The sequence below is a fragment of the Streptomyces sp. ISL-98 genome, from assembly GCF_018614055.1.
GTDB lineage: Bacteria > Actinomycetota > Actinomycetes > Streptomycetales > Streptomycetaceae > Streptomyces > Streptomyces spiramyceticus.
In genome coordinates this window covers 119,009-137,194 of the sequence record NZ_JAGGPB010000019.1, presented here as the reverse complement: position 1 = coordinate 137,194, position 18,186 = coordinate 119,009, and the positions used below count along the sequence as shown (strand labels likewise).

Here is an 18,186-nt window from a genome sequence, read left to right as displayed (position 1 = left end):
TACATGCTGATCCGGCTTCCCTCGTGCACCCTTCGGAGTGAGATGCCATTTCACCAGCAGCTCTTCCCATTTGATGGGGCCTGTTACTCCTGGAGGCGTGCATCGCATTGCCGTTGCACACGCATAGCAGTGAGTGGCTGCGGGTGGCATGAAGAGTCAACCGGAGACCCTGAATCAGGATCCGCAAAATAACGCAGAGGGTGAGAAAATGATAAATGTCCGCTTTGTCGACCATCATGTGTGTGCGATGCATAGAGCTGATGATCAAGGATGCTTCTCTTCAATCAAGCGCAGCGACATGATGATTAAGCGAGGAAAGCGGCCTCCAGCTTCGCGTAACAGGTTGCGAGTTTCCTCTTTCAAGTCGCATCCGGAGCATCACGAGGAACATTGCCAAGTAATCCAGGATAGCGGCTGGGGTCAGCGCCCCAGAAGGCCGTGAAGAACCCTGGAGCCCTCTTCATGTCAACGAGCAAGGGAATTTACGTCTGATGACTGTCAACGAGATCGACCGGGCCACTCTGAGCAGCGCGGGGACGGCAGAATCCGGAACCTTCGAGCTCCGTAGCGACATCACCGTCGAGCTGGTGGACCATTCGGCAAGTGACATCGGAGTCGTCCGGGCCGCTCGCGTATCCACTGCCGGAGAAGACGCCCATCGCGAGGAGCGCGGTGACGAATACAAGAACGGCCTGATCAAGTACCTGATGCGAAGCCGTCACGGCAGCTGCTTCGAGCATAACTACATGACGTTCCTCGTCAATGCGCCAATCTTCACCGTGCGCCACATGATGCGCCACCGCACATGGTCGTTCAACGAGGAAAGCGCGCGTTACCGGGAGATCAAGCCCGTGTTCTACGTGCCCGACTCGGACCGGCTGCTGCGCCAGGAGGGCAAGCCCGGGGACTACCAGTACGTCGCCGGCGCCGAGGGCGACCACGACATGCTGACGACATCCGCCTCACGCGCCTTCCGTGCAGCGCACGAGGAATACAACCACCTGCTGGAATCCGGGGTGGCCAGGGAGCTGGCTCGCACGGTGCTGCCTGTCTCCACCTACTCGGCCGTCTATGCGACGTGCAATGCCCGCGCTCTCATGCATTTCCTTGGCCTGCGCACGAACCGGGACGACGCGACGTACGTTTCCCACCCGCAGCGCGAAATCGAGATAGTGGCCGAGCAGATGGAGAACGAGTTCGCCAAGCTGATGCCTCTGACGCACGGCGCGTTCAATGAATTCGGCCGGGTCAGCCCGTGACGTATCGCGGAACAGGAGCGCGGGAGAACCGGGCGTGAAGGTAACCATTTACGCCGGCTCCGCATTGGGAAACAAGCCTGTATTCGAGCGCGAGGCCAGGAGATTCGCCTCAGAGCTGGCGCGGTCCGGATGCGAGATAGTTTACGGCGGCGGCGCGGTCGGACTCATGGGAGCGGTGGCGGATGCCGCACTCGAAGCGGGCGGGAAAGTCACCGGCGTAATGCCGCAGTCCCTGGTTCATGCCGAAATCGCCCATCGCGGGCTCACCGAACTCCACGTCGTGGAGAGCATGCATGAGCGCAAGCAGCTGATGGCCGACCTCGGCGACTGCTTCGTCGCGCTGCCGGGCGGTGTCGGAACCGTCGAGGAGATCGTCGAGGTGTGGGCCTGGCTCGTACTCGGTCACCACGACAAACCGGTCACCCTGCTCAACGTGGACGGCTACTGGGACCGGCTCCTGGGGGCAGCCCGAAGGATGGCCGTCAACGGCTTCCTGCGCCCCGAGGAACTTGACGGCTTCCTCCCGATCCTCGACTCCGCCGACCTTCTCGGCGTCTGCCGCGACTGGAAGGCACCGCCACCGCGGTGGCAGGCCGCCCCCGGGCCGGTGCCGGTCCGTAAGGATCCGGCGTAGTCGTTCTCCCCGGCGGAAAAAGAAAGCACAGAAAGAACATCTCATGACGGCTGAAATCATCTCTGCTGATCTGAACAGCTCCAGCCTTTCCCCGATCACCGTGGTGGACGGGTACGTGCCCGTCATCGACCTGAGTTCGGCGCTTTCGGGAACCGCTGCCGAGCGTCAGCGTGTCGCCGACGCCATCGGCGAGGTCTGCGAGAACAGCGGTTTCCTCGTAGTCGTCGGACACGGGATCCCGCAGCAGTCCATCGCGGACATGTACGACACCACGCGCAAGTTCTTCGCTCTGCCCTACGAGCAGAAGGAGGCGCTGCGCAGTGATCCGCTGGACCCTCTCATGCGCGGATTCGGACGGAAGGGGAGCCTCGCCGCTTCGAACGCGCACGCCTCGGTACAAGAGGAGCGATCGAGGCCGGACCTCTCGGAGACCTTCACGTACAACCGCCTCGGCGATGCGGGGGACAACGCACTCCCTGAGGACGTCGACGGCCGTCTGCGGCTTCCCAACAGGTGGCCGGAGCTTCCCGGATTCTCGGATACTTACCGCGAGTACTACGGGAACATGGAGGATCTCGCCCTCGAAATCATGCGGCTGTTCGCCCTGGCCCTACGGCTCCCTGAGAACTGGTTCGATCGCAAGGTCGACCGGCACATGACGAACCTGACCGCCAACTACTACCCGGCACAGCCGATCGCCCCCGAGCCGAGACAGTTGCGCAAGGGTGTGCACAGCGACTGGGGCAGCCTGACGATCCTCTACCAGGACGACTCTCCTGGCGGACTTCAGGTCCAGGACCGGCAGGGGGAATGGCTCGATGTCCCGGTGATCCCCGGCTCGTTCGTCATCAACATCGGCGACCTCATGGCCATATGGACGAACAACAAGTGGGTGAGCACCGTCCACCGGGTGGTCAACCCGCCGCGTGAAGTGTCGCATCGAGAGCGCTATTCGATGCCCTTCTTCCACCAGCCGAACTTCGACACGCTCATCGAATGCATCCCGACCTGCGCTACACCCGAAAATCCCCCCAGGCATCAGTCGGTGCTCTCCGGTGAGTACATCATGGAAAAATTCCGGCGCGCCTACGACCTTTAGCGGCCGAAGAAGTCTCCGATGCAGGGCCACAGTCCGCCCCCATGCTGAAATCCACTGCGATCAGAACGGTTCATGAATGCCACAGGCCGAACAGGCGACGCCACCCCGGCGCCGTGAAAAGTCTCTCGGCTATCGACTCGGTCTCCCCGATCTGACGGGGAGCACCCGATTCGTCGCCGTCAATGTCATCGACAGTCTGGCCAGTGGCCTGGTCATGGCGTTCATGGTCGTGTATTTCTCCCAGACCAGCTCGCTGTCCCTGGTCACGGTCGGAGCATCGCTGACCCTGGGCTACGCACTGGCGCTTCCCGCACCCGCGCTGGCCGGCTGGCTGCTTGACAGGAAAGGCCCCCGCACGGTCGTAGCGCTCGGCAATCTCATATCGGCCGCAGGCTTCGTGAGCCTGCTGGTGACCGATTCGGCCTGGCAGATCGTCGTCACACAACTCGTCGTGCAGACCGGTGCCTCGATGTACTGGACCTCCAGCAGCGCTCTGGTGGCTCTCGTCGCCCAGGACCACGACCGGACGCGGTGGTTCGCGTTCATCCGGGCCCTGCGCAACGTGGGCATCGGCTTCGGTGGCGCCGTCTCGGCTCTCGCCGTCGCGGTGGCCAGCACCACGGGGCTCAAGACCCTCGTTGCGCTCAATGTGCTCAGCTACCTCGCGGCAGCCTGGCTCATCAGCACATGGCGGCAGAATGCGAGCCCGCAGAGCGCCGACACCACCAGGTCCGACCCCGTAGCCCCCCCCAAGGCGAGCTACCTCAGCGTCCTGCGGGACGGCACGTACATGCGGCTCGTGGCAGCCAACGTGGCCTTCGTCCTCGCATCCATGGTGCTGAGCATTCTCCTGGGCATCTACGCGACGGACACCCTCGAGGCCGGCGCGTGGGTGGCGGGTGTCCTCATCACCCTCAACACCGCGCTCGTCGCCACCACCCAGACACTCGCGAGCCGCTGGATCGAACGTCATCGCGCCACCCGGGTCATCGCGCTGGCCGCCGCGGTCAACGCCGTCGCGTTCGGCGGGTTCGCAGTGCTCGACCTGCTGCCGTCCTGGGCGGCTCTGGCCGGCCTGCTGGCGGCCGTCGTCGTGTACACCCTCGCTGAGGTGCTCGGCTCACCGCCCATGGGAGAACTGAGCGTGATGCTCGCCCCCGAGCACGCCCGCGGTCGCTACCTGGGCGTCTTCCAGCTCTCCTGGACGGTCGGCGGAGCCATCGCGCCGGCAGCACTCACCTGGCTCCTGGCCCAGGGCCCCGCATGGCCCTGGCTCTTCCTCTCCGCGATCAGCCTCTGCACCATCCCCTTGGTGCTCAGTCTGGAGCGCGGGATCCGCCGGCCATCGGCCCCCGAACCCACCGACCAGCTCGCGACCGGCCCCGCCGACAACACAGACACATTGGAAGACCACCTCTCATGAAGAAGATCCTGCTGATCGAGGCCAACGTCGCCGCCGGTCAGGAACTGCTGGACGCGGCTGCTGGGCTCGGCGTCCAGGCCTACGTCGCCACCCACAAGGAGCTGTACGAGCAGTACGGCACCGAACTCAGGGAGGCGATCAGCGGCACCGTCTTCACCGACTTCTCCCGGCCGGACCAGGCCTTGGCCGACTTGGCCGCCTTCTGCCGCGCCTACGCCATCGACGGCGTGGTCACGTCCTGGGAGTTCCTCTCACCGCTGGCCATCCGGCTCGCCGACGAACTGGGGCTTCCCGGACATGCCGTGGAACTGGCCGACGCCTGCCGCAACAAGCGCCTCATGTCGGAGGTCCTGGCCGCACACGGCGTGCCGGCCCCCCGCACCGTCGCCGCGGCGGACCACACCGAGTTGGCCCTCCTCATCTCTGAGGCGGGAATCGCCTACCCGCTCGTCGTCAAGCCTGCGGAGAACGCGGGATCGATCGGCGTCTCCGTCGTCCGGTGCGCCGAGGACCTTCCCGCAGCCGCACGGCTGGCACAGGAGCAGACACACGAGTTCCCGCACGGCATAGCCCTGGACACCACGCTGCTCGCCCAGGAGTACGTGGGCGGAGACGAGTACAGCGTCGAGACCGTGATCAGCCAGGGCGTGGTCCACCACCTGGCCGTGACGGAAAAGTTCACCACCCAGGGGTCCAGCCGGGCAGAGCTGGGCCACACCGTGCCAGCCGACCTGACGGACGATATCCGACAGGCCGTTCTGGCCACCGCGGAACAGGCTGTACGGGCCCTCGGACTGCGCAACGGCATCGCCCACACCGAGATCAAGGCTGACGCCCACGGAACGGCAAAGATCATCGAGATCGGAGCACGGCCGCCCGGCGACCACATCATGCGTCTGGTTTCCGAGGCGCTCGGCATCAGCGAAGCCCGCGCCTACCTCCAGACCGCCCTGGGCGAACAGCCCGATGTCACCCCGCTGCGGACCGAGGCCGCGGCCATCCGGTTCCTCACCGCGCCGCAAGCGGGCACGCTCCGGTGGATCCACAACCTTCCTGAAGGGGAGGAGGTCACCACCTCCGTGTACACGATGCCCGGAGACAAGGTCGGAGCACCGCAGGACAACATCGGCCGCGTCGGCCACGTCATCCTGCGCGCGGCGACCGCCCAGGAAGCCAACAAGGCCGCACTCGAAATGACCAACACCGTGTCGGTGGAGGTGGCCACCTCATGGCGATGACCCAGACCCAGACGCGGACCCCAGCACCGGCACCGGCACCGCAGACTCGCGCTGGACGGGCCGCGGTCCACAGGATCGCCTTCCTGCGTTCGATAGAGATCCAGCAGACGGCGCCCTACCTCAGCCGCCTCCACGACACCTTCGTCCACGACGGCGTCCAGGCCAAGCTCTTCTACACCGACGGCGACTGCACCGCCGAGGACTTCCCCGGCGAGTCCGCGAAGATCAGTACGGACACCACCGCCGACCAACTCGTCGCGCACCTCCTGCAGTGGCGGCCCGACGCCGTAATCTCGCTCTCCATCGCGGACGAGAACGCGCTGAGGGACGCACTGGTCAAGGAAGAGCTCGCGCGGCACGGCATTCCGATGGTCATGCACGGAGTCGACGCCACCCGGATCCTCGCCAACAAGTGGGACACCAAGGAGCTGGTCCGGTCCTTCGGACTGGACACCCCCGAAGGGATGCTCCTCGACGGCGACCTCCTCAACGGCCGCAGCCTCGCCGTGCCGGCCTACGGCGAACTCGTCGAGCGCAGCGCGCTCCGCTTCGGATTCCCCCTGCTGACCAAGCCCCTCTGGGACTGCCTGGCCAACGGGATCAGCTTCCTCGACGGCAAGGCCGACCTCCACGACTTCCTCGGCTCGCCCTTCAACGGCAATGTCGTGCTGGAGAAGTGCGTACAGGGCGAACTGTGCTCCGTCGAGATCGTCGGCCACGAAGGGGCGTACGTGATCCAGCCCCTCATCTGGAAGGGGGCCACGGGAGGCAAGCCGGAGTTCACCTTCGGAAGCCTGCGCTACGCCGCACCCCGGCCGGCCGCCGAGGCCGACTTCGTACCCGTCGCCGAGGCCATCCGCGGTATGTGCGCCCGGATCGGTATCGAAGGCGCCGCGGAGATCGAGATGATCTACACAGACGGTACGTATCAGATCATCGAGATCAACCCGCGCGTGTCCGGCTCGACCACCCTGTCCATCGCCGCCTCGGGCTGCAACACGTATGCCTGTCTCGTCGACCTGGCCCACGGGCGGTGGACTCCGGAGAAGGCACGGCAGCTCGAACAGGCCGAGCGACGCCTCGCGTTCCAGTTCCCCGCCACGGCACTCACGCCGCAAGCGATCGCGGCCCTGGAGTCGGAACTGGACCTGGTCCGGGCTACCCGACTGAACATTGACGGCGTCACCCACGGCAACGTCATCCTCTCCTGCGACCTCGCCGAAGCACACAACCTCCTGCCCGCCCTCCAGAGCATCGCCCAGCGGTTCGGACTCATCTCCGCGCGCCTGCTGGACGAGATCGACGGCGTCGTACGCCGCTGCGTCCGCGACGCGGACCATCACGAGCCCGCAGCCGTACTCGCAGGCGCTGCAAACCTCTGAGTTCGCATGCCCCACAGGGCGGCGGCAGCACCCACCGAGGTACAGCGCCGCCGCCCGCACCGCCCGTGCGCACCCCTGCCCAGAAAGGCACTACTTCTTATGCCTGCCAACAGATTCGGCGTGGGCTGGACCGTCCACGGTGACGGCCGGCCACCCGCGCCCGGAGTCTCGGTGCGGCCGGACGAGCGCCTCTCGTGGCCTCTCACCGCAGCCCTCGGTATGCAACACGTCGTCGCCATGTTCGGGGCCACTTTCGTCTTCCCCACCGTCATGGGCCTGAACGCTAACCTGGCCGTCATGATGTCGGGACTTGCCACCGTGGTGTTCCTGCTCGTCACCAAGGGCAAGGTCCCGAGCTATCTGGGAACCAGCGCCGCCTTCGTCGGCGCGGTCGCCGCCATCCGTGCCGGGGGCGGCGACACCCCGACCGTTCTCGGCGCCATCGTCATCTCCGGACTCGTCATGGCCGGCATCGGCCTCCTCGTCCACTTCATCGGACCCCGGGTCATCCACCGCCTCTTCCCACCAGCCGTCTCGGGCGCTGTGGTCCTCCTGATCGGTTTCAACCTGGCCCCCGTCGTGGCCCACACCTATTGGCCGCAGGACCAGTGGGTCGCCCTGGCAACCACGGCCGTGGTGATCGCCGCGTCGGCGCTGCTGCGCGGCGTGTGGGCACGTATCGGCGTCTTCCTCGGACTGCTCTTCGGCTTCGCCTCGTCCTGGCTCCTCGACCTGCTCACAGGCCCGCTCACCGGCCCCGACGCAACCGGCAAGGTGACGGAGCACTACCGTGTCGACCTCTCCGGGGTGACCGGCGCGGACTGGTTCGGCCTCCCGCAGCTCCACGAACCAGCATTCCAGACGAGCGCCGTCCTCCTGGCACTGCCTGCCCTCATAGCGCTGATCGCGGAGAACACCGGCCATGTGAAGGCGGTCGCCGAGATGACGGGCACCGACCTCGACTCGAGCATGGGGCGCGCCATCGCCGCTGACGGAATGGCGACAGCCATGTCCTCGGCCGTCGGAGGCGCACCCACCACCACGTTCGCCGAGAACATCGGCGTGATGACCGCTACACGTGTCTACTCCACCGCGGCGTACTGGGTCGCGGCGACCGTCGCCGTACTGTTCGGTCTCTGTCCCAAATTCGGAGCGCTGGTAGCCGCGGTTCCCGGTGGCGTCCTGGGCGGGATCACCGTGGTCCTGTACGGCATGATCGGCCTGATGGGCGCCCAAATATGGATCACGAACCGTGTCGACTTCACGGACCCGGTGAACCTCCTGTCCATCGCCGCGGGCGCGGTCATGGGCATCGGAGGGGTCTCACTCCAACTGTCCGACTCGTTCACCATCACGGGAATCGCGCTCGGCACCATCGCCACGCTGCTGACCTACCACTTCCTCAGGTTCTGCAAGAACAGAACCGCCGCCCCAGAGCCCGGCACGACGTCCGAGCCCCCGCGCTCCCGGACCGCCCGACGGCCTCCCCGGTCGGTTGAACGAGCGGCGCCTCCGGAACAATCCCGGCTGTGCGGAGGTGAGTTGAAATGCAGCGCGGCCCCATCCCACCCTCCGGCAGAACGGTGACCGCGAAACACTTCTCGGCTTTCCCTTGTCCATGAAACTGGCTCCTTCGCCGTTCGCCGCCTCACAAGGTGATGATCGTGCATCGTGTGGGTTCCCGGCAGCGGATCAGCCCATCGGCCGCGGGGGAGGGCAGCGGACAGCCGGCGGCAACACGGGGGCCGGCTCCCGTTCTCCCCGTCAGCGGTCGTGGGAACAGCCTCCCGGCTACGCTGGAGCAGCTTCCCCTGGAGCGATCCGTTGGAGTGCGGGGGTATCGCAGGCGGTCTGTGGAAGGTCGACAACCTGGGTGAACCCGCTTCTTTGTCGTCGCGGTGCCCTTCTCGGTGGCCAGCCGGTGGCCGGACGCCTTTGGACGACGTAATAGGAGGCAGGACAGACTGACCAGCCGCACATGGTCTGATCAGGTAAAACGTCACTCGGCAGCACGGCCAGGCACTACGCAGCACGAACGCTCACGGTCTCGTAATGCGTAGGTCTCGGGTTCGAATCCCGAAGGCGGCTCTGTAGAAGCCTCAGGACTCACTCGCCGTGACCTGGGGCTTTTGCTTTTCCCGGGGTCAGTTCCAGCCCGGGGCTGGTGGCAGTGGCCAGTTGGGTGGGTTCGGGACTGGACCGTCGGTGGTGAGTGTGGCGTTGGGCGTGCGGCCGCTGAGCCAGCCGAGGAGGGTGTGGCCGTGGGCGCTGATTGTGGGACCTGTCGGGGACGGGTTCCATGATCTGGCGAGGTCGACGGCTTCGATACGGGCGATCGGGAAGTTGTGTGCGCTCAGCGTGGCGAGGGTGTCGTCCAGGGCCCACGCCACGTACGCCGTGGGCCAGTCAGCCGTGGAGTAGCCGGCGTTCAGGTCGACGTGGTGGGTCTCCAGCTCGCGCCAGCAGCGGTACAGGGTGTACCAGGCCGGATGGCGCCAGCCCGCCAGGGCCGTGACGAGCGTGTCCCATGCTTCGGCGGGCATCGATTCGGCGTCCTCGACCAGGCGCGCGAGCGAAGCGCGCACGTCAGCGACCAGTGCGGCGGCGGGGCGGGCGGCGTCGGCTTCGACGGCTCGGGCGAGTGCCTCGGTGCCGGCCCGCGGCGCGGGCTCGGCACCTGTGCGGGCGACGGCAAGCAGCCATACGCAGGCGTCGGCGCTGCGAGCCACGTGGGCGGCGACGTGGCCACGGGTCCACCCGGGCAGCATCGAGGGGCTGCGCAGCTCCGTGTCGGTGAGGGTGGCTGCGAAGCGGGCGCCGGAGCGGGATATTTCGCTGATGACGTGGGACAAGTCCATGCCGACCACGTTGCCTCATGGGCGTCGGCTACAGCGCGTCTACCGCGCTCACCTTCCAGCCCTCGGGGGTGCGTGTCAGGGTCATCCTCACCCGGTTGAGGTCGACGCGTGGTCCGGAGATCTGGGTGCTGTTCGTGACCTGGTTCATGAAGAGCAGGATGACGGCCTTGTCCGGCGAGGCCGACACCACCGAAACCGCTGCCGAACCGTCGTCGCCCGGGGGCTTCGCCACCGTGGCCTTGACCACCCCTCGGTACTTTTTGGCGGTCGGTGCGACCACGGTCCTGGTCGTCCTGCCGTACTCCTTGAGGAAGGAGCCGGTGAGGTGGCCGCGGGCGGTGGTGAAGTCGCGGTCCAGGTGGCGGTAGTCGTACGACAGGATGGTGGGGGCCGCTTGGCGCGCTGCCGCCAGTGCGTCCGTGCGGGCCTGGTCCGTACGCTGGGATTCCCGGTGGTCCAGGGCGAGTGCGGTGGTTGTGGTCAGACCCGCTACGACCAGGACCGCCAGAGCCGCGCTGAGCAGGCCGGCGCGGTGGCTTGATGGGCTTTCGGGGTGTGTTGGCTTGGTTGCGGTGTCTGGGGCGGTCACCGTAGGTGTGTCCGGCTTGCTTACTGGTGCTACGGACAGCGTTCGGGACGAGATGGGTTCGGGCCTGCCTGCGCGGCGTGCCTTATCGGCTCGCTTGGCCGCGGCGCGGGCGGCCGCTGCCACTCGGACGGCTTGGTTCGCCACTGTGGGTCTCCTTACGGGTGGTGCGGTGGTGCTGGTGGTGTTCAGCCGACGAACTCGACGTTCGAGGTCAGCCAGCGGCCGTCCTCGAACACCAGGTCCAGCTGCAGCCGGTAGTTGCGGGCCGTGCCCTGGGGAGCGGCGCTGTTGGTCACCTTGCTGTCGGCGACCAGCAGGACCCGGGCGGAGCGTTCGTCGGCCCTCGCGATGCCCGCATCGAGCACCTGTCCTTCGGATACGGACTTGTTGGCGGTGACGAGCTTTGTGAGCTGTGCGGTCTGCGCCGTGAACTGCTTCTTGAAGTCGCCGGTCGCGCCGTTCAGTACGTTCTTGCTGTCCCGGTCGTAGTGGCGGTAGTCGAGCGAGGTGAAGTTGAGCGCGGACTGGCGGGCCGCGGTCAGGATGTCCTCGTGCCGCTGGTCCGTCTCATTGCGCTCGTACCACTGGACGCCGAGCCAGCCGGACGCGGCCGCCAGTACGGTGGCCACTACGGCGAGTCCCGTCGGGAGCGCCCTGCCGCGGCGGGCGGCGCGCAGGAGGACGGCCCAAAGGCGGCGCAGGGGGCGCGTCGCGCGGGCCACGAGTGTGTGGGTCATGCCATTGGTCCTATTAGCAGCCATTGCCATGAGTCCTTTCCGAACACGTTCTGTTCTCCGCCTGTCGAGCCGATCTCGACGGGCCTTCCGGTCGGGCTGCCGGCGCCCGGGGCGTTCTGGGCTCCGCGGACCGATGTGTCGCCTCCGCGCGGCGCCGTGCAGCGGGCGTCGGTGTTCGCCGGGCGGTTCGTGGTGTCCGACGGGTCGCGGCGCTGCGTCTTGTAGCCCTGTCGGCACGGCGGTGGGTCGTCGGCGTTGACCACCATCCCGAAGTGGGTGGTGCCGTCACCGGGGATGACCGTGTGGCTGCCCGCTACCACCACCGGGAAGGTGACCAGCGTCTGTTCCACGCCGGGGAGTCGGGCGACGGTGATCTGGCCGCCGCTGATCAGGTTTCCCAGCAGGACCGGGAGGTGGGGCTCGTTGGACTTCAGCAGCGAGTTCATCTGCTGGGCGGCGGAAGTGCCGTTGCCCATAAGGGCGCGCAGGTCGCCGTCGCTGGACTTCAACTGCGCGGTCAGGTCTGCCAGATCGCTGGAGAATGACTTGATTGCCGAGCCCTTGTCGGCCTGGGTCTTCAGAACCTTCCGTGAGTCCTCGATCAGCGAGATGGTCTGAGGGAGCGAGTCCGACGCCGACTCGACCAGGTCATTGCCCGAGTCCACCAGCCGGGTCAGATGCGGACCTGTGCCGGCGAACGCCTTGCCGAGTTCGTCGACCGTGATCCGCAGGTCCTGCTTGTCCACCGAGTTGACCAGCCGGTCCAGGCTGAGGATCAGGTCTGTGGTGGGTACCGGCACTCGGGTGTTCCGACGGGCGATGGCGCCGCCGTCATGGAGGTACGGGCCGCCCTCGGCACGCGGCTGAAGATCCACGTACTGCTCGCCCACGGCGGAACGGTTCGCCACGACCGCCAGCGTGTCCGCCGGGATCTGCGGGGAGCCCTCCAACTGCAGCGCCACCGAGACGCCGCCGCTGCCGGTCAGCCGCAGATCGCCGACGCGGCCCACGGGGACCCCTCGGTACGTGACCTCTGCGCCCGAGTAGATGCCTCCGGAGTCGGCGAAGTCGGCTCGTACGGTGTATCCGCGGTCCAGGACGCGGTCGACCAGTCCGGTGTACTCGACGCCGACGTAGGACACTCCGAGGGCGGTGACCAGGGAGAAGGCGAGCAGCTGGGCTTTGACCGTACGTGTGATCACGGTTGCATCCCCTTCAGCATGAGCTCCGCCAGAGCGAGGTCGAAGTCGGAGCCGAAGTCGGAGCCGACGCCGCCGTACGAGGAGTAGTCGCCGTACGACGAGTAACTGCTGGTGCACACCGGCGGGCACAGCACGTCCCCGCCTCCGTCCCCGTCTCCTTCTCCCGGCGGCCGGTTCGAAGGGGGCGAATCCGGCAGCTCCGGTGCGTCCGGCAGCTCCGGGGTCTCCGGAAGGCCCGGCGTTTCGGGGAGTTCGGGGACGTCGGGGACATCGGGTGTCCCGGGCAGCGTGGGCTTTCCGGGCTCGGCGGGCTTCTTCGGGTCGTCGGCGAGGTTCCCGTAGATGCTGTTGAGGTCGAGGTCGGCGGTGACTTTGAGATTGACGTAGTCGCCCTTGATGGCGCCCACGACATTGCGCGGGAACGGGTACGTCGTCAGCAGCTCCAGCGCGTTGGGCAGATCGCTGCCCGCCTTGTTCAGCTGCTGGAGGATCGGCCGGAGACTTCGCAGATTGGCTGTCAGGTCGGCGCGCGACGCGTTGATCACCTTCGTGCCCGTCTTGCCGAGCTTCGAGAGGGAGGTGAGCATCGTGGTCAGCTTGGTGCGCTGGTCGGCCAGCACTTTCAGTGCCGGCGGCATGGTGGTGATGGCCCGGCCGATCGTGGCCTTCTCCTTCGCGAGCCTCTTGGCGAGCTTGTCGATGCCCTCCAGCGCGCGGACGATCTCGGCGCGCTGCTTGTCGAGGCCGCCGATGAAGGTGTCGAGCTCGGAGAGCAGGGACTTGACCCGGTTCTCGCGGCCCTCCAACGCCTTGTTCAACTCCGTCGTGATGGTGTGGAGCTGAGCCACCCCACCGCCGTTGAGCAGTGCGGAAAGCGCCGAAAGTACCTCTTCGATCTCCGGGTTGCGCCCGCTGCGGGACAGCGGGATCTTCGCGCCGTCGGTCAGCCTGCCCACGGGTGCGACGTCCGTCGGCGGCGACAGTGACACGTACTTCTCGCCGAGCATGCTGGTCTGCCGCAGCTCGGCCGTCGCGTTGGCGGGCAGCTTCACCGAATCGGCGACGCGTAGTCGCACCTTGGCGTGCCAGCCGTCCAGTTCGACCTTTTCGACGGCGCCGACGGTGACGTTGTTCGCCTTCACCGTGGACTGGGGCACCAGGTCCAGTACGTCTCTGAACTCGACCGTGACACGGTAGGCATGGCCGTCCGCGGCGGCTCCGCCGGGCAGCTGGACGTCGTACAGGCCATTGAATTCGCATCCGGTCAGCAGCAGCGAACCGGCGGCCGCCCACAGGGCCGCCTTGCGAGGACTGGAGATTGTGCTCATGCGCCGGCCTCCAGGATTCCGCCCAGCGTCCTGTCGACCGAGCCCGAGCCGGGGCCTGAGCCCGAGCCCGCCACCGGCCCCGCCTCCCCGGTCACAGGGTCGGCCTGGGGCAGCTCCGGCAGTGAGTCGAACAGCTTCTTCAGGTCCCGGCAGTCCGCCTTCTCCCCGGTCGTCTTGAGCACGGAGCAGAGCAGCGCGGCCGGGTCCTGGGGATGGTCGGGGTTGTTGCGGGTGTCGAGCGTGCCGGACTCCGGGTTGTAGGCGTTCTGGAGGTTGGAGAGCCCGGCGGGGGCTACGTCGAGCAGCTCCTCCAGGGCGGCGCGCTGGGTGACCAGCACCTTGGTCACTTTGGAGAGGCCCTTCACGTTGGCGGTCAGCGCCTTCTTGTTGTTCTTCACGAAGTCGGCCACATCGGCCAGCGCGGCCGCCAGGTGCTTGACCGCCGCCGCCAGGTCCTTGCGCTCACCGGCCAGTTGCTCGGCGACCTTGGCCAGGCTGTCGTTGAACGACCGGACACTCTTGTCGTCGGCCGCCAGCGCGGCCGTGAACACCTGCAGGTTCTGTACGGTCCCGAACAGGTCCTTCCGGCCGCCCGACAGCGTGGTGACGGCCTGCGAAAGGTCCTCGACGGTCTGATGCATCTGATCGCCCTGCCCCTTGAGGTTGTCCGCGCTGACCCCGAGGAGCCGGGACAGCGAGCCGTCCTTGTTGGCGCCCTTCGGGCCGAGCGCGTCCGCCGTCGTACGGAGACTGTCGAATACACGGTCCAGCTCGACCGGTACGGCCGTCCGGTGCTCGGGAATGACGGCGCCTGCCTTCATTGCAGGGCCGCCCCGATAGACCGGAAGCAGCTGTACGTAACGGTCGCTGACCACCGAGGAGTTGATGATCGCGGCCTTGGCGTCCGCGGGGACCTTGCGTTCCCCCTCGTACTCCAGCTCGACCCTGACCCGCTCGCCCTCCGGCGTGATCTTCTTGACCTCGCCGATCCTGACGCCGAGGACACGTACGTCGGAACCGGGATAGATGCCGACGGTGCGCGGGAAGTACGTGGTGATGCGGACCCTGGGCGACTCCGGCCAGTACACGACGGCCAGTCCCGCGACGACCACCAGTGCGGTGACGAGCGCGATGCGACGGATGAAGCGGTTGTTTCTGATCACCGTGATCCCTCCGTCCGCGGGGTCACCGGTGTGGGGGCGACCATGTTCTGGATGTAGCTGTCGAACCAGCGGCCGTTGCCGAGGGTGTTGGTGAAGACCCGGGCGAAGGGCGCCATGAGCTTGACGCTGCGGTTGAGGCTTTCCTGGTTGCGTTCCAGGAGCTTGACCACCGCGTTCAGGTTGCTGAGGGCTGGGCCGATCTCCTTGCGGTTGTCCTCGACCAGGCCGGAGAGCTGGATGCCGAGGGCGACCGAGCTCTTGAGCAGTGCGTGGATGACCTGGCGCCGTTCGGCGATCTCCTTGAACAGCTTGTCGCCGTCCTTGACGAGCTTGGTGAACTCGCCCGACCGCTCCGAAAGCACACCGGTGACGCCGTTGGCGTGGCCGAGGAGTTCGCGCAGTGCCTTGTCCCGGGAGGCGATGGTCCGGGAGATCTTCGACAGTCCCTTGATCGACGCCCTGACCTCGGCGGGCGAGTCCTCGAAGGTGGCCGAGATGGTGTCCAGGGCGGTGGCCAGCTCCTCCGTGTCGATCTTCTCCGTGGTGGTGGTCAGGTCGCTGAAGGCCTCCACGACGTCGTACGCCGCCACCGTCCGGCTCAGCGGGATCTCGCTGCCGGGCCGCATCTGCCCGGGGCCCTCCGGCTCCAACGCCAGGTACTTCGCGCCCAGGATCGTCTTGATCCGGATGGACGCACCCGTCCTGGTGCCGAACTCCGGGCCTCCCTTGATCCGGAAGGTCACTTTGACGTGGTCTCCGTCCAGATCGACGTCGTCGACCTTGCCCACCTTGACCCCGGCGATACGGACTTCGTCGCCGGGCTTGAGGCCGCCCGCCTCGGAGAGCGCCGCGCTGTACTTCTCGCCGTTGCCGATCAGCGGCAGGCTCTCGACGTTGAACGCCGCGGCGATCAGCAGCGCGATGGTGGTGAGGCCGACGGCGCCGATCGTCACGGGGTTGCGCTCACGGAAGGGAATCACCGGCCGCACCTCGCCCGTGCGACGTGCAGTTCGGGGGTGATCACTTCGGAGGTCTTCGGCAGCACGATCCGGCCGTCGAAGTCGCACAGGTAGAAGTTGAACCAGGAGCCGTACGAGGCGGTGCCCGTCAGCTTGTTGAGCTTGTTCGGCAGGCGCTTCAGGACGCCCTCCACAGTCTTCTCGTTGTCCTTCAGCGTTCCGGCGAGCTCCGACAGCTCCGCGATGTCGGTCTTCAGCGGCGGACGGGTGTCCTTGAGCAGGCCCGATGTGGCCTCCGCGAGGCCGTTGATGCCTGCCAGCGAGCCGCCGATGGCCTTGCGGTCGGCCGACAGGCCCGAGATCACCCGTTGCAGCTGCGCGAGGAGATCGGAGAAGCGGGTGCTGCGCTTGTTCACGGTTTTCAGCACGGTGTTGAGGTTGTCGATCACCGAACCGATGAGCTTGTCGCGGTCCGCGAGCGTCGTGGTGAGCGAGGCAGTGTGCGCGAGCAGGCTGTTCACCGTGCCGCCCTCGCCCTGCAGGGTCTTGATGATCTCGGTGGCGAGCTGGTTGACGTCCTTCGGGCTCAATGCGGCGAACAGCGGCTTGAAGCCGTTCAGCAGCGCGTTGAGGTCGAGCGCCGGCTCGGTGCGGGAGAGCGGGATCTGTCCGCCGTCCGGCAGCCGCTTGCCGTCCCCGGCGCCTTCCGTCAGTGCGATGTACCGCTGTCCGACCAGACTCCGGTAGCGGATGACGGCACCGGTGCTGGTGAGCAGCGGCCGGTCGCGGGAGACGCTGAAGGTGACCTCGGCCAGCGTCCGGTCCTTGATCCTTATGGACTCGACCTCGCCGACCCGTACCCCGGCGACCCGGATGTCGTCGCCCTCCTCCAGGCTCGTTACGTCGCTGAACACCGCGCTGTAGGTGTCCTGGGGCGTGAAGGAGACATTGACGATGGTGGCCGCGAGCACCGCGGTCGCCACCACGGTCACGACCGTGAAGACGCTGAACTTGACCAGCTGCGCGGTAGTGGCCATCGCGCTCATACGACGCTCACCGCCGTTCCGCGGGCCATCGGGCCGAAGAGTAGGGTCGCGACAGCGGGCACCTCGTCGGCCGGCACACCCATGACCGGGGCCACGAGCGAAGCGACGGCCCGCTGCTCGGCAGCTGTGCCGGAAGTACGGGTCGTACCCGATTTACCGGACGCACCAGAAGTACCTGACGTACCGTCATTGAGCTTGGTCGGTGGGGCGGGAGTCCCCGGGTTCGGCAGACCTCTGCAGTCCGGTCCTGAGCGATCGGCATAGCGCGGTTCCTCGCCGGGTTTGTAAGGGGGCCGGGGATGGACGAATTCGAGCGTGATGCGCATCTCCCCGCCCCTGAAGGTCTCTTCGGCCCGCGCCTCCTGCTGCACCAGACCGTCGAGCAGGCAGGGGTACTCCGGCGAGTAGCGGGCGAACAGGGCCAGCGTGGGACGGGATACGCGGCCCAGGGTGATGAGCCGTTCGCCGTTGTCGTCGAGCACGCCTTCCGCGGTGTCCGCGGCGGTCGCCGTCCAGGTCAGCACCGACGCCAGCTGGTCCTCCTTCTCGACCAGAGTCCTGCTGGTGGTGAGCGTGTTGTCCAGGATCCGCAGCAGGTCGGGGGCGGCTTCGCTGTACACCTCCGCCACATCCGCGAACCGCGAGATGTCCTCCTTGATGGACGGCATGTGCGGGTTGATCTTGCGCAGGTAGCCCTCCAGGCGTACGAGGTTGGCGCCGATCCTGTCGCCGCGCCCTTCGAGCGCGGTCGCGAACGCGGACAGGGTGGCGTTCAGGTCGGCGGGCCGTACGGTGCGCAGCAGCGGCAGCAGGTCGTTCATCAGGCGCTGGAGCTCGATGCCGACCTTGGTGCGGTCCTGGGTGATGACGTCACCGGCGCGGATGTGCCGCGCCGTAGGATTGCGCGGGGCGACCAGGTCGACGTACTTCTCGCCGAACAGCGTCTTCGGCAGCATCCGGGCATGTACGTCGGACGGGATGAGCGCGACATGTTCGGGCTTGAGCGCGATGTCGAGGGTTGCCTTCTTGCCGTCGGCGCGCACCTCGCGGACCTCGCCGACCAGCAGGCCGCGCAGCTTGACGTCGGCGCGCGGCTCCAGCTGGTTGCCGAGGGTGCTCGCCTCCAGCGTGATGCGGACGGCCGGGGTGAAGACCTGCTGGTAGACGGCGACGGTCAGCGACAGCAGCAGCGTGATGACGACGAGGAAGACGATCCCGTACAGCCGCAGTTTCGTGGCCCGGGTCAGAGTCGGTATCGGTATGGGCATG

The 18,186-nt window shown here is 66.9% G+C and carries 16 protein-coding genes; 7 read left to right on the top strand and 9 right to left on the bottom strand.

Annotated elements, in window-relative coordinates:
* Positions 1-491: 491 nt before the first annotated feature.
* From thyX to J7I98_RS13600, 7 genes are all read left to right on the top strand, one after another.
* The gene (gene thyX, locus J7I98_RS13630) at positions 492-1,259 is read left to right on the top strand and encodes an FAD-dependent thymidylate synthase (protein WP_214920922.1); all 768 of its coding nucleotides are present in this window, start codon (positions 492-494) and stop codon (positions 1,257-1,259) included.
* A gap of 34 nt (positions 1,260-1,293) precedes the next feature.
* On the top strand, positions 1,294-1,893 hold the full coding sequence (locus J7I98_RS13625) for a TIGR00730 family Rossman fold protein (protein WP_214920921.1): 600 nt from the start codon (positions 1,294-1,296) through the stop codon (positions 1,891-1,893).
* Positions 1,894-1,936: 43 nt separating this feature from the next.
* Positions 1,937-2,992 (top strand): isopenicillin N synthase family oxygenase, encoded by a 1,056-nt coding sequence (locus J7I98_RS13620; protein ID WP_251020570.1) that lies wholly within the window; start codon positions 1,937-1,939, stop codon positions 2,990-2,992.
* A gap of 76 nt (positions 2,993-3,068) precedes the next feature.
* Positions 3,069-4,415 carry an MFS transporter gene (locus tag J7I98_RS13615; RefSeq protein WP_214920920.1) on the top strand — a complete coding sequence of 449 codons (1,347 nt, stop codon included), beginning with the start codon at positions 3,069-3,071 and terminating at the stop codon, positions 4,413-4,415.
* Entirely contained in the window at positions 4,412-5,653 is a 1,242-nt protein-coding gene (locus J7I98_RS13610) for an ATP-grasp domain-containing protein (RefSeq protein WP_214920919.1), read from the top strand. The genes J7I98_RS13615 and J7I98_RS13610 overlap by 4 nt, the downstream gene beginning before the upstream one ends.
* Entirely contained in the window at positions 5,644-7,035 is a 1,392-nt protein-coding gene (locus J7I98_RS13605; protein ID WP_214920918.1) for an acetyl-CoA carboxylase biotin carboxylase subunit family protein, read from the top strand. The genes J7I98_RS13610 and J7I98_RS13605 overlap by 10 nt, the downstream gene beginning before the upstream one ends.
* A 99-nt stretch (positions 7,036-7,134) precedes the next feature.
* Complete coding sequence (locus tag J7I98_RS13600) at positions 7,135-8,622, top strand: uracil-xanthine permease family protein (protein WP_214920917.1); 1,488 nt, start codon at positions 7,135-7,137, stop codon at positions 8,620-8,622.
* A gap of 557 nt (positions 8,623-9,179) precedes the next feature.
* On the opposite strand, the gene J7I98_RS13595 is transcribed toward J7I98_RS13600, so the two are convergent.
* The 9 genes from J7I98_RS13595 to J7I98_RS13555 all read right to left on the bottom strand — a co-directional run bounded on the left by J7I98_RS13595 (position 9,180) and on the right by J7I98_RS13555 (position 18,185).
* Positions 9,180-9,893, bottom strand: coding sequence for a maleylpyruvate isomerase family mycothiol-dependent enzyme (locus J7I98_RS13595; RefSeq protein ID WP_214920916.1), 714 nt, complete (start codon positions 9,891-9,893; stop codon positions 9,180-9,182).
* A gap of 28 nt (positions 9,894-9,921) precedes the next feature.
* Entirely contained in the window at positions 9,922-10,482 is a 561-nt protein-coding gene (locus tag J7I98_RS13590) for a hypothetical protein (RefSeq protein WP_308377741.1), read from the bottom strand.
* Between the two features lie 185 nt (positions 10,483-10,667).
* A complete protein-coding gene (locus J7I98_RS13585; protein ID WP_251020569.1) occupies positions 10,668-11,219 on the bottom strand; it encodes a hypothetical protein in 552 nt (183 codons plus the stop codon).
* Positions 11,216-12,421: an MCE family protein gene (locus J7I98_RS13580; RefSeq protein WP_214920913.1), complete on the bottom strand. Its 1,206-nt coding sequence runs from the start codon at positions 12,419-12,421 to the stop codon at positions 11,216-11,218. Before J7I98_RS13580 ends, J7I98_RS13585 begins: the two co-directional genes overlap by 4 nt.
* The gene (locus tag J7I98_RS13575; protein WP_214920912.1) at positions 12,418-13,749 is read right to left on the bottom strand and encodes an MCE family protein; all 1,332 of its coding nucleotides are present in this window, start codon (positions 13,747-13,749) and stop codon (positions 12,418-12,420) included. Before J7I98_RS13575 ends, J7I98_RS13580 begins: the two co-directional genes overlap by 4 nt.
* Positions 13,746-14,912, bottom strand: a complete 1,167-nt coding sequence (locus tag J7I98_RS13570) for an MCE family protein (RefSeq protein WP_374225118.1) — start codon at positions 14,910-14,912, stop codon at positions 13,746-13,748. The genes J7I98_RS13575 and J7I98_RS13570 overlap by 4 nt, the downstream gene beginning before the upstream one ends.
* Positions 14,909-15,892 carry an MCE family protein gene (locus tag J7I98_RS13565; RefSeq protein ID WP_214920911.1) on the bottom strand — a complete coding sequence of 328 codons (984 nt, stop codon included), beginning with the start codon at positions 15,890-15,892 and terminating at the stop codon, positions 14,909-14,911. Before J7I98_RS13565 ends, J7I98_RS13570 begins: the two co-directional genes overlap by 4 nt.
* The gene (locus tag J7I98_RS13560; RefSeq protein ID WP_214920910.1) at positions 15,889-16,917 is read right to left on the bottom strand and encodes an MCE family protein; all 1,029 of its coding nucleotides are present in this window, start codon (positions 16,915-16,917) and stop codon (positions 15,889-15,891) included. The genes J7I98_RS13565 and J7I98_RS13560 overlap by 4 nt, the downstream gene beginning before the upstream one ends.
* A complete protein-coding gene (locus tag J7I98_RS13555) occupies positions 16,914-18,185 on the bottom strand; it encodes an MCE family protein (RefSeq protein ID WP_214920909.1) in 1,272 nt (423 codons plus the stop codon). Before J7I98_RS13555 ends, J7I98_RS13560 begins: the two co-directional genes overlap by 4 nt.
* Between the last annotated feature and the right edge of the window lies 1 nt (position 18,186).

Excerpts from the sequence above, each read along its gene's own strand:
- thyX (WP_214920922.1), top strand. The coding sequence starts at position 492 with ATGACTGTCAACGAGATCGACCGGGCCACTCTGAGCAGCGCGGGGACG.
- J7I98_RS13620 (WP_251020570.1), top strand. The coding sequence starts at position 1,937 with ATGACGGCTGAAATCATCTCTGCTGATCTGAACAGCTCCAGCCTTTCC.
- J7I98_RS13615 (WP_214920920.1), top strand. The coding sequence starts at position 3,069 with ATGCCACAGGCCGAACAGGCGACGCCACCCCGGCGCCGTGAAAAGTCT.
- J7I98_RS13610 (WP_214920919.1), top strand. The coding sequence starts at position 4,412 with ATGAAGAAGATCCTGCTGATCGAGGCCAACGTCGCCGCCGGTCAGGAA.
- J7I98_RS13605 (WP_214920918.1), top strand. The coding sequence starts at position 5,644 with ATGGCGATGACCCAGACCCAGACGCGGACCCCAGCACCGGCACCGGCA.
- J7I98_RS13600 (WP_214920917.1), top strand. The coding sequence starts at position 7,135 with ATGCCTGCCAACAGATTCGGCGTGGGCTGGACCGTCCACGGTGACGGC.
- J7I98_RS13595 (WP_214920916.1), bottom strand. The coding sequence starts at position 9,893 with ATGGACTTGTCCCACGTCATCAGCGAAATATCCCGCTCCGGCGCCCGC.
- J7I98_RS13585 (WP_251020569.1), bottom strand. The coding sequence starts at position 11,219 with ATGACCCACACACTCGTGGCCCGCGCGACGCGCCCCCTGCGCCGCCTT.
- J7I98_RS13575 (WP_214920912.1), bottom strand. The coding sequence starts at position 13,749 with ATGAGCACAATCTCCAGTCCTCGCAAGGCGGCCCTGTGGGCGGCCGCC.
- J7I98_RS13560 (WP_214920910.1), bottom strand. The coding sequence starts at position 16,917 with ATGAGCGCGATGGCCACTACCGCGCAGCTGGTCAAGTTCAGCGTCTTC.
- J7I98_RS13555 (WP_214920909.1), bottom strand. The coding sequence starts at position 18,185 with ATGCCCATACCGATACCGACTCTGACCCGGGCCACGAAACTGCGGCTG.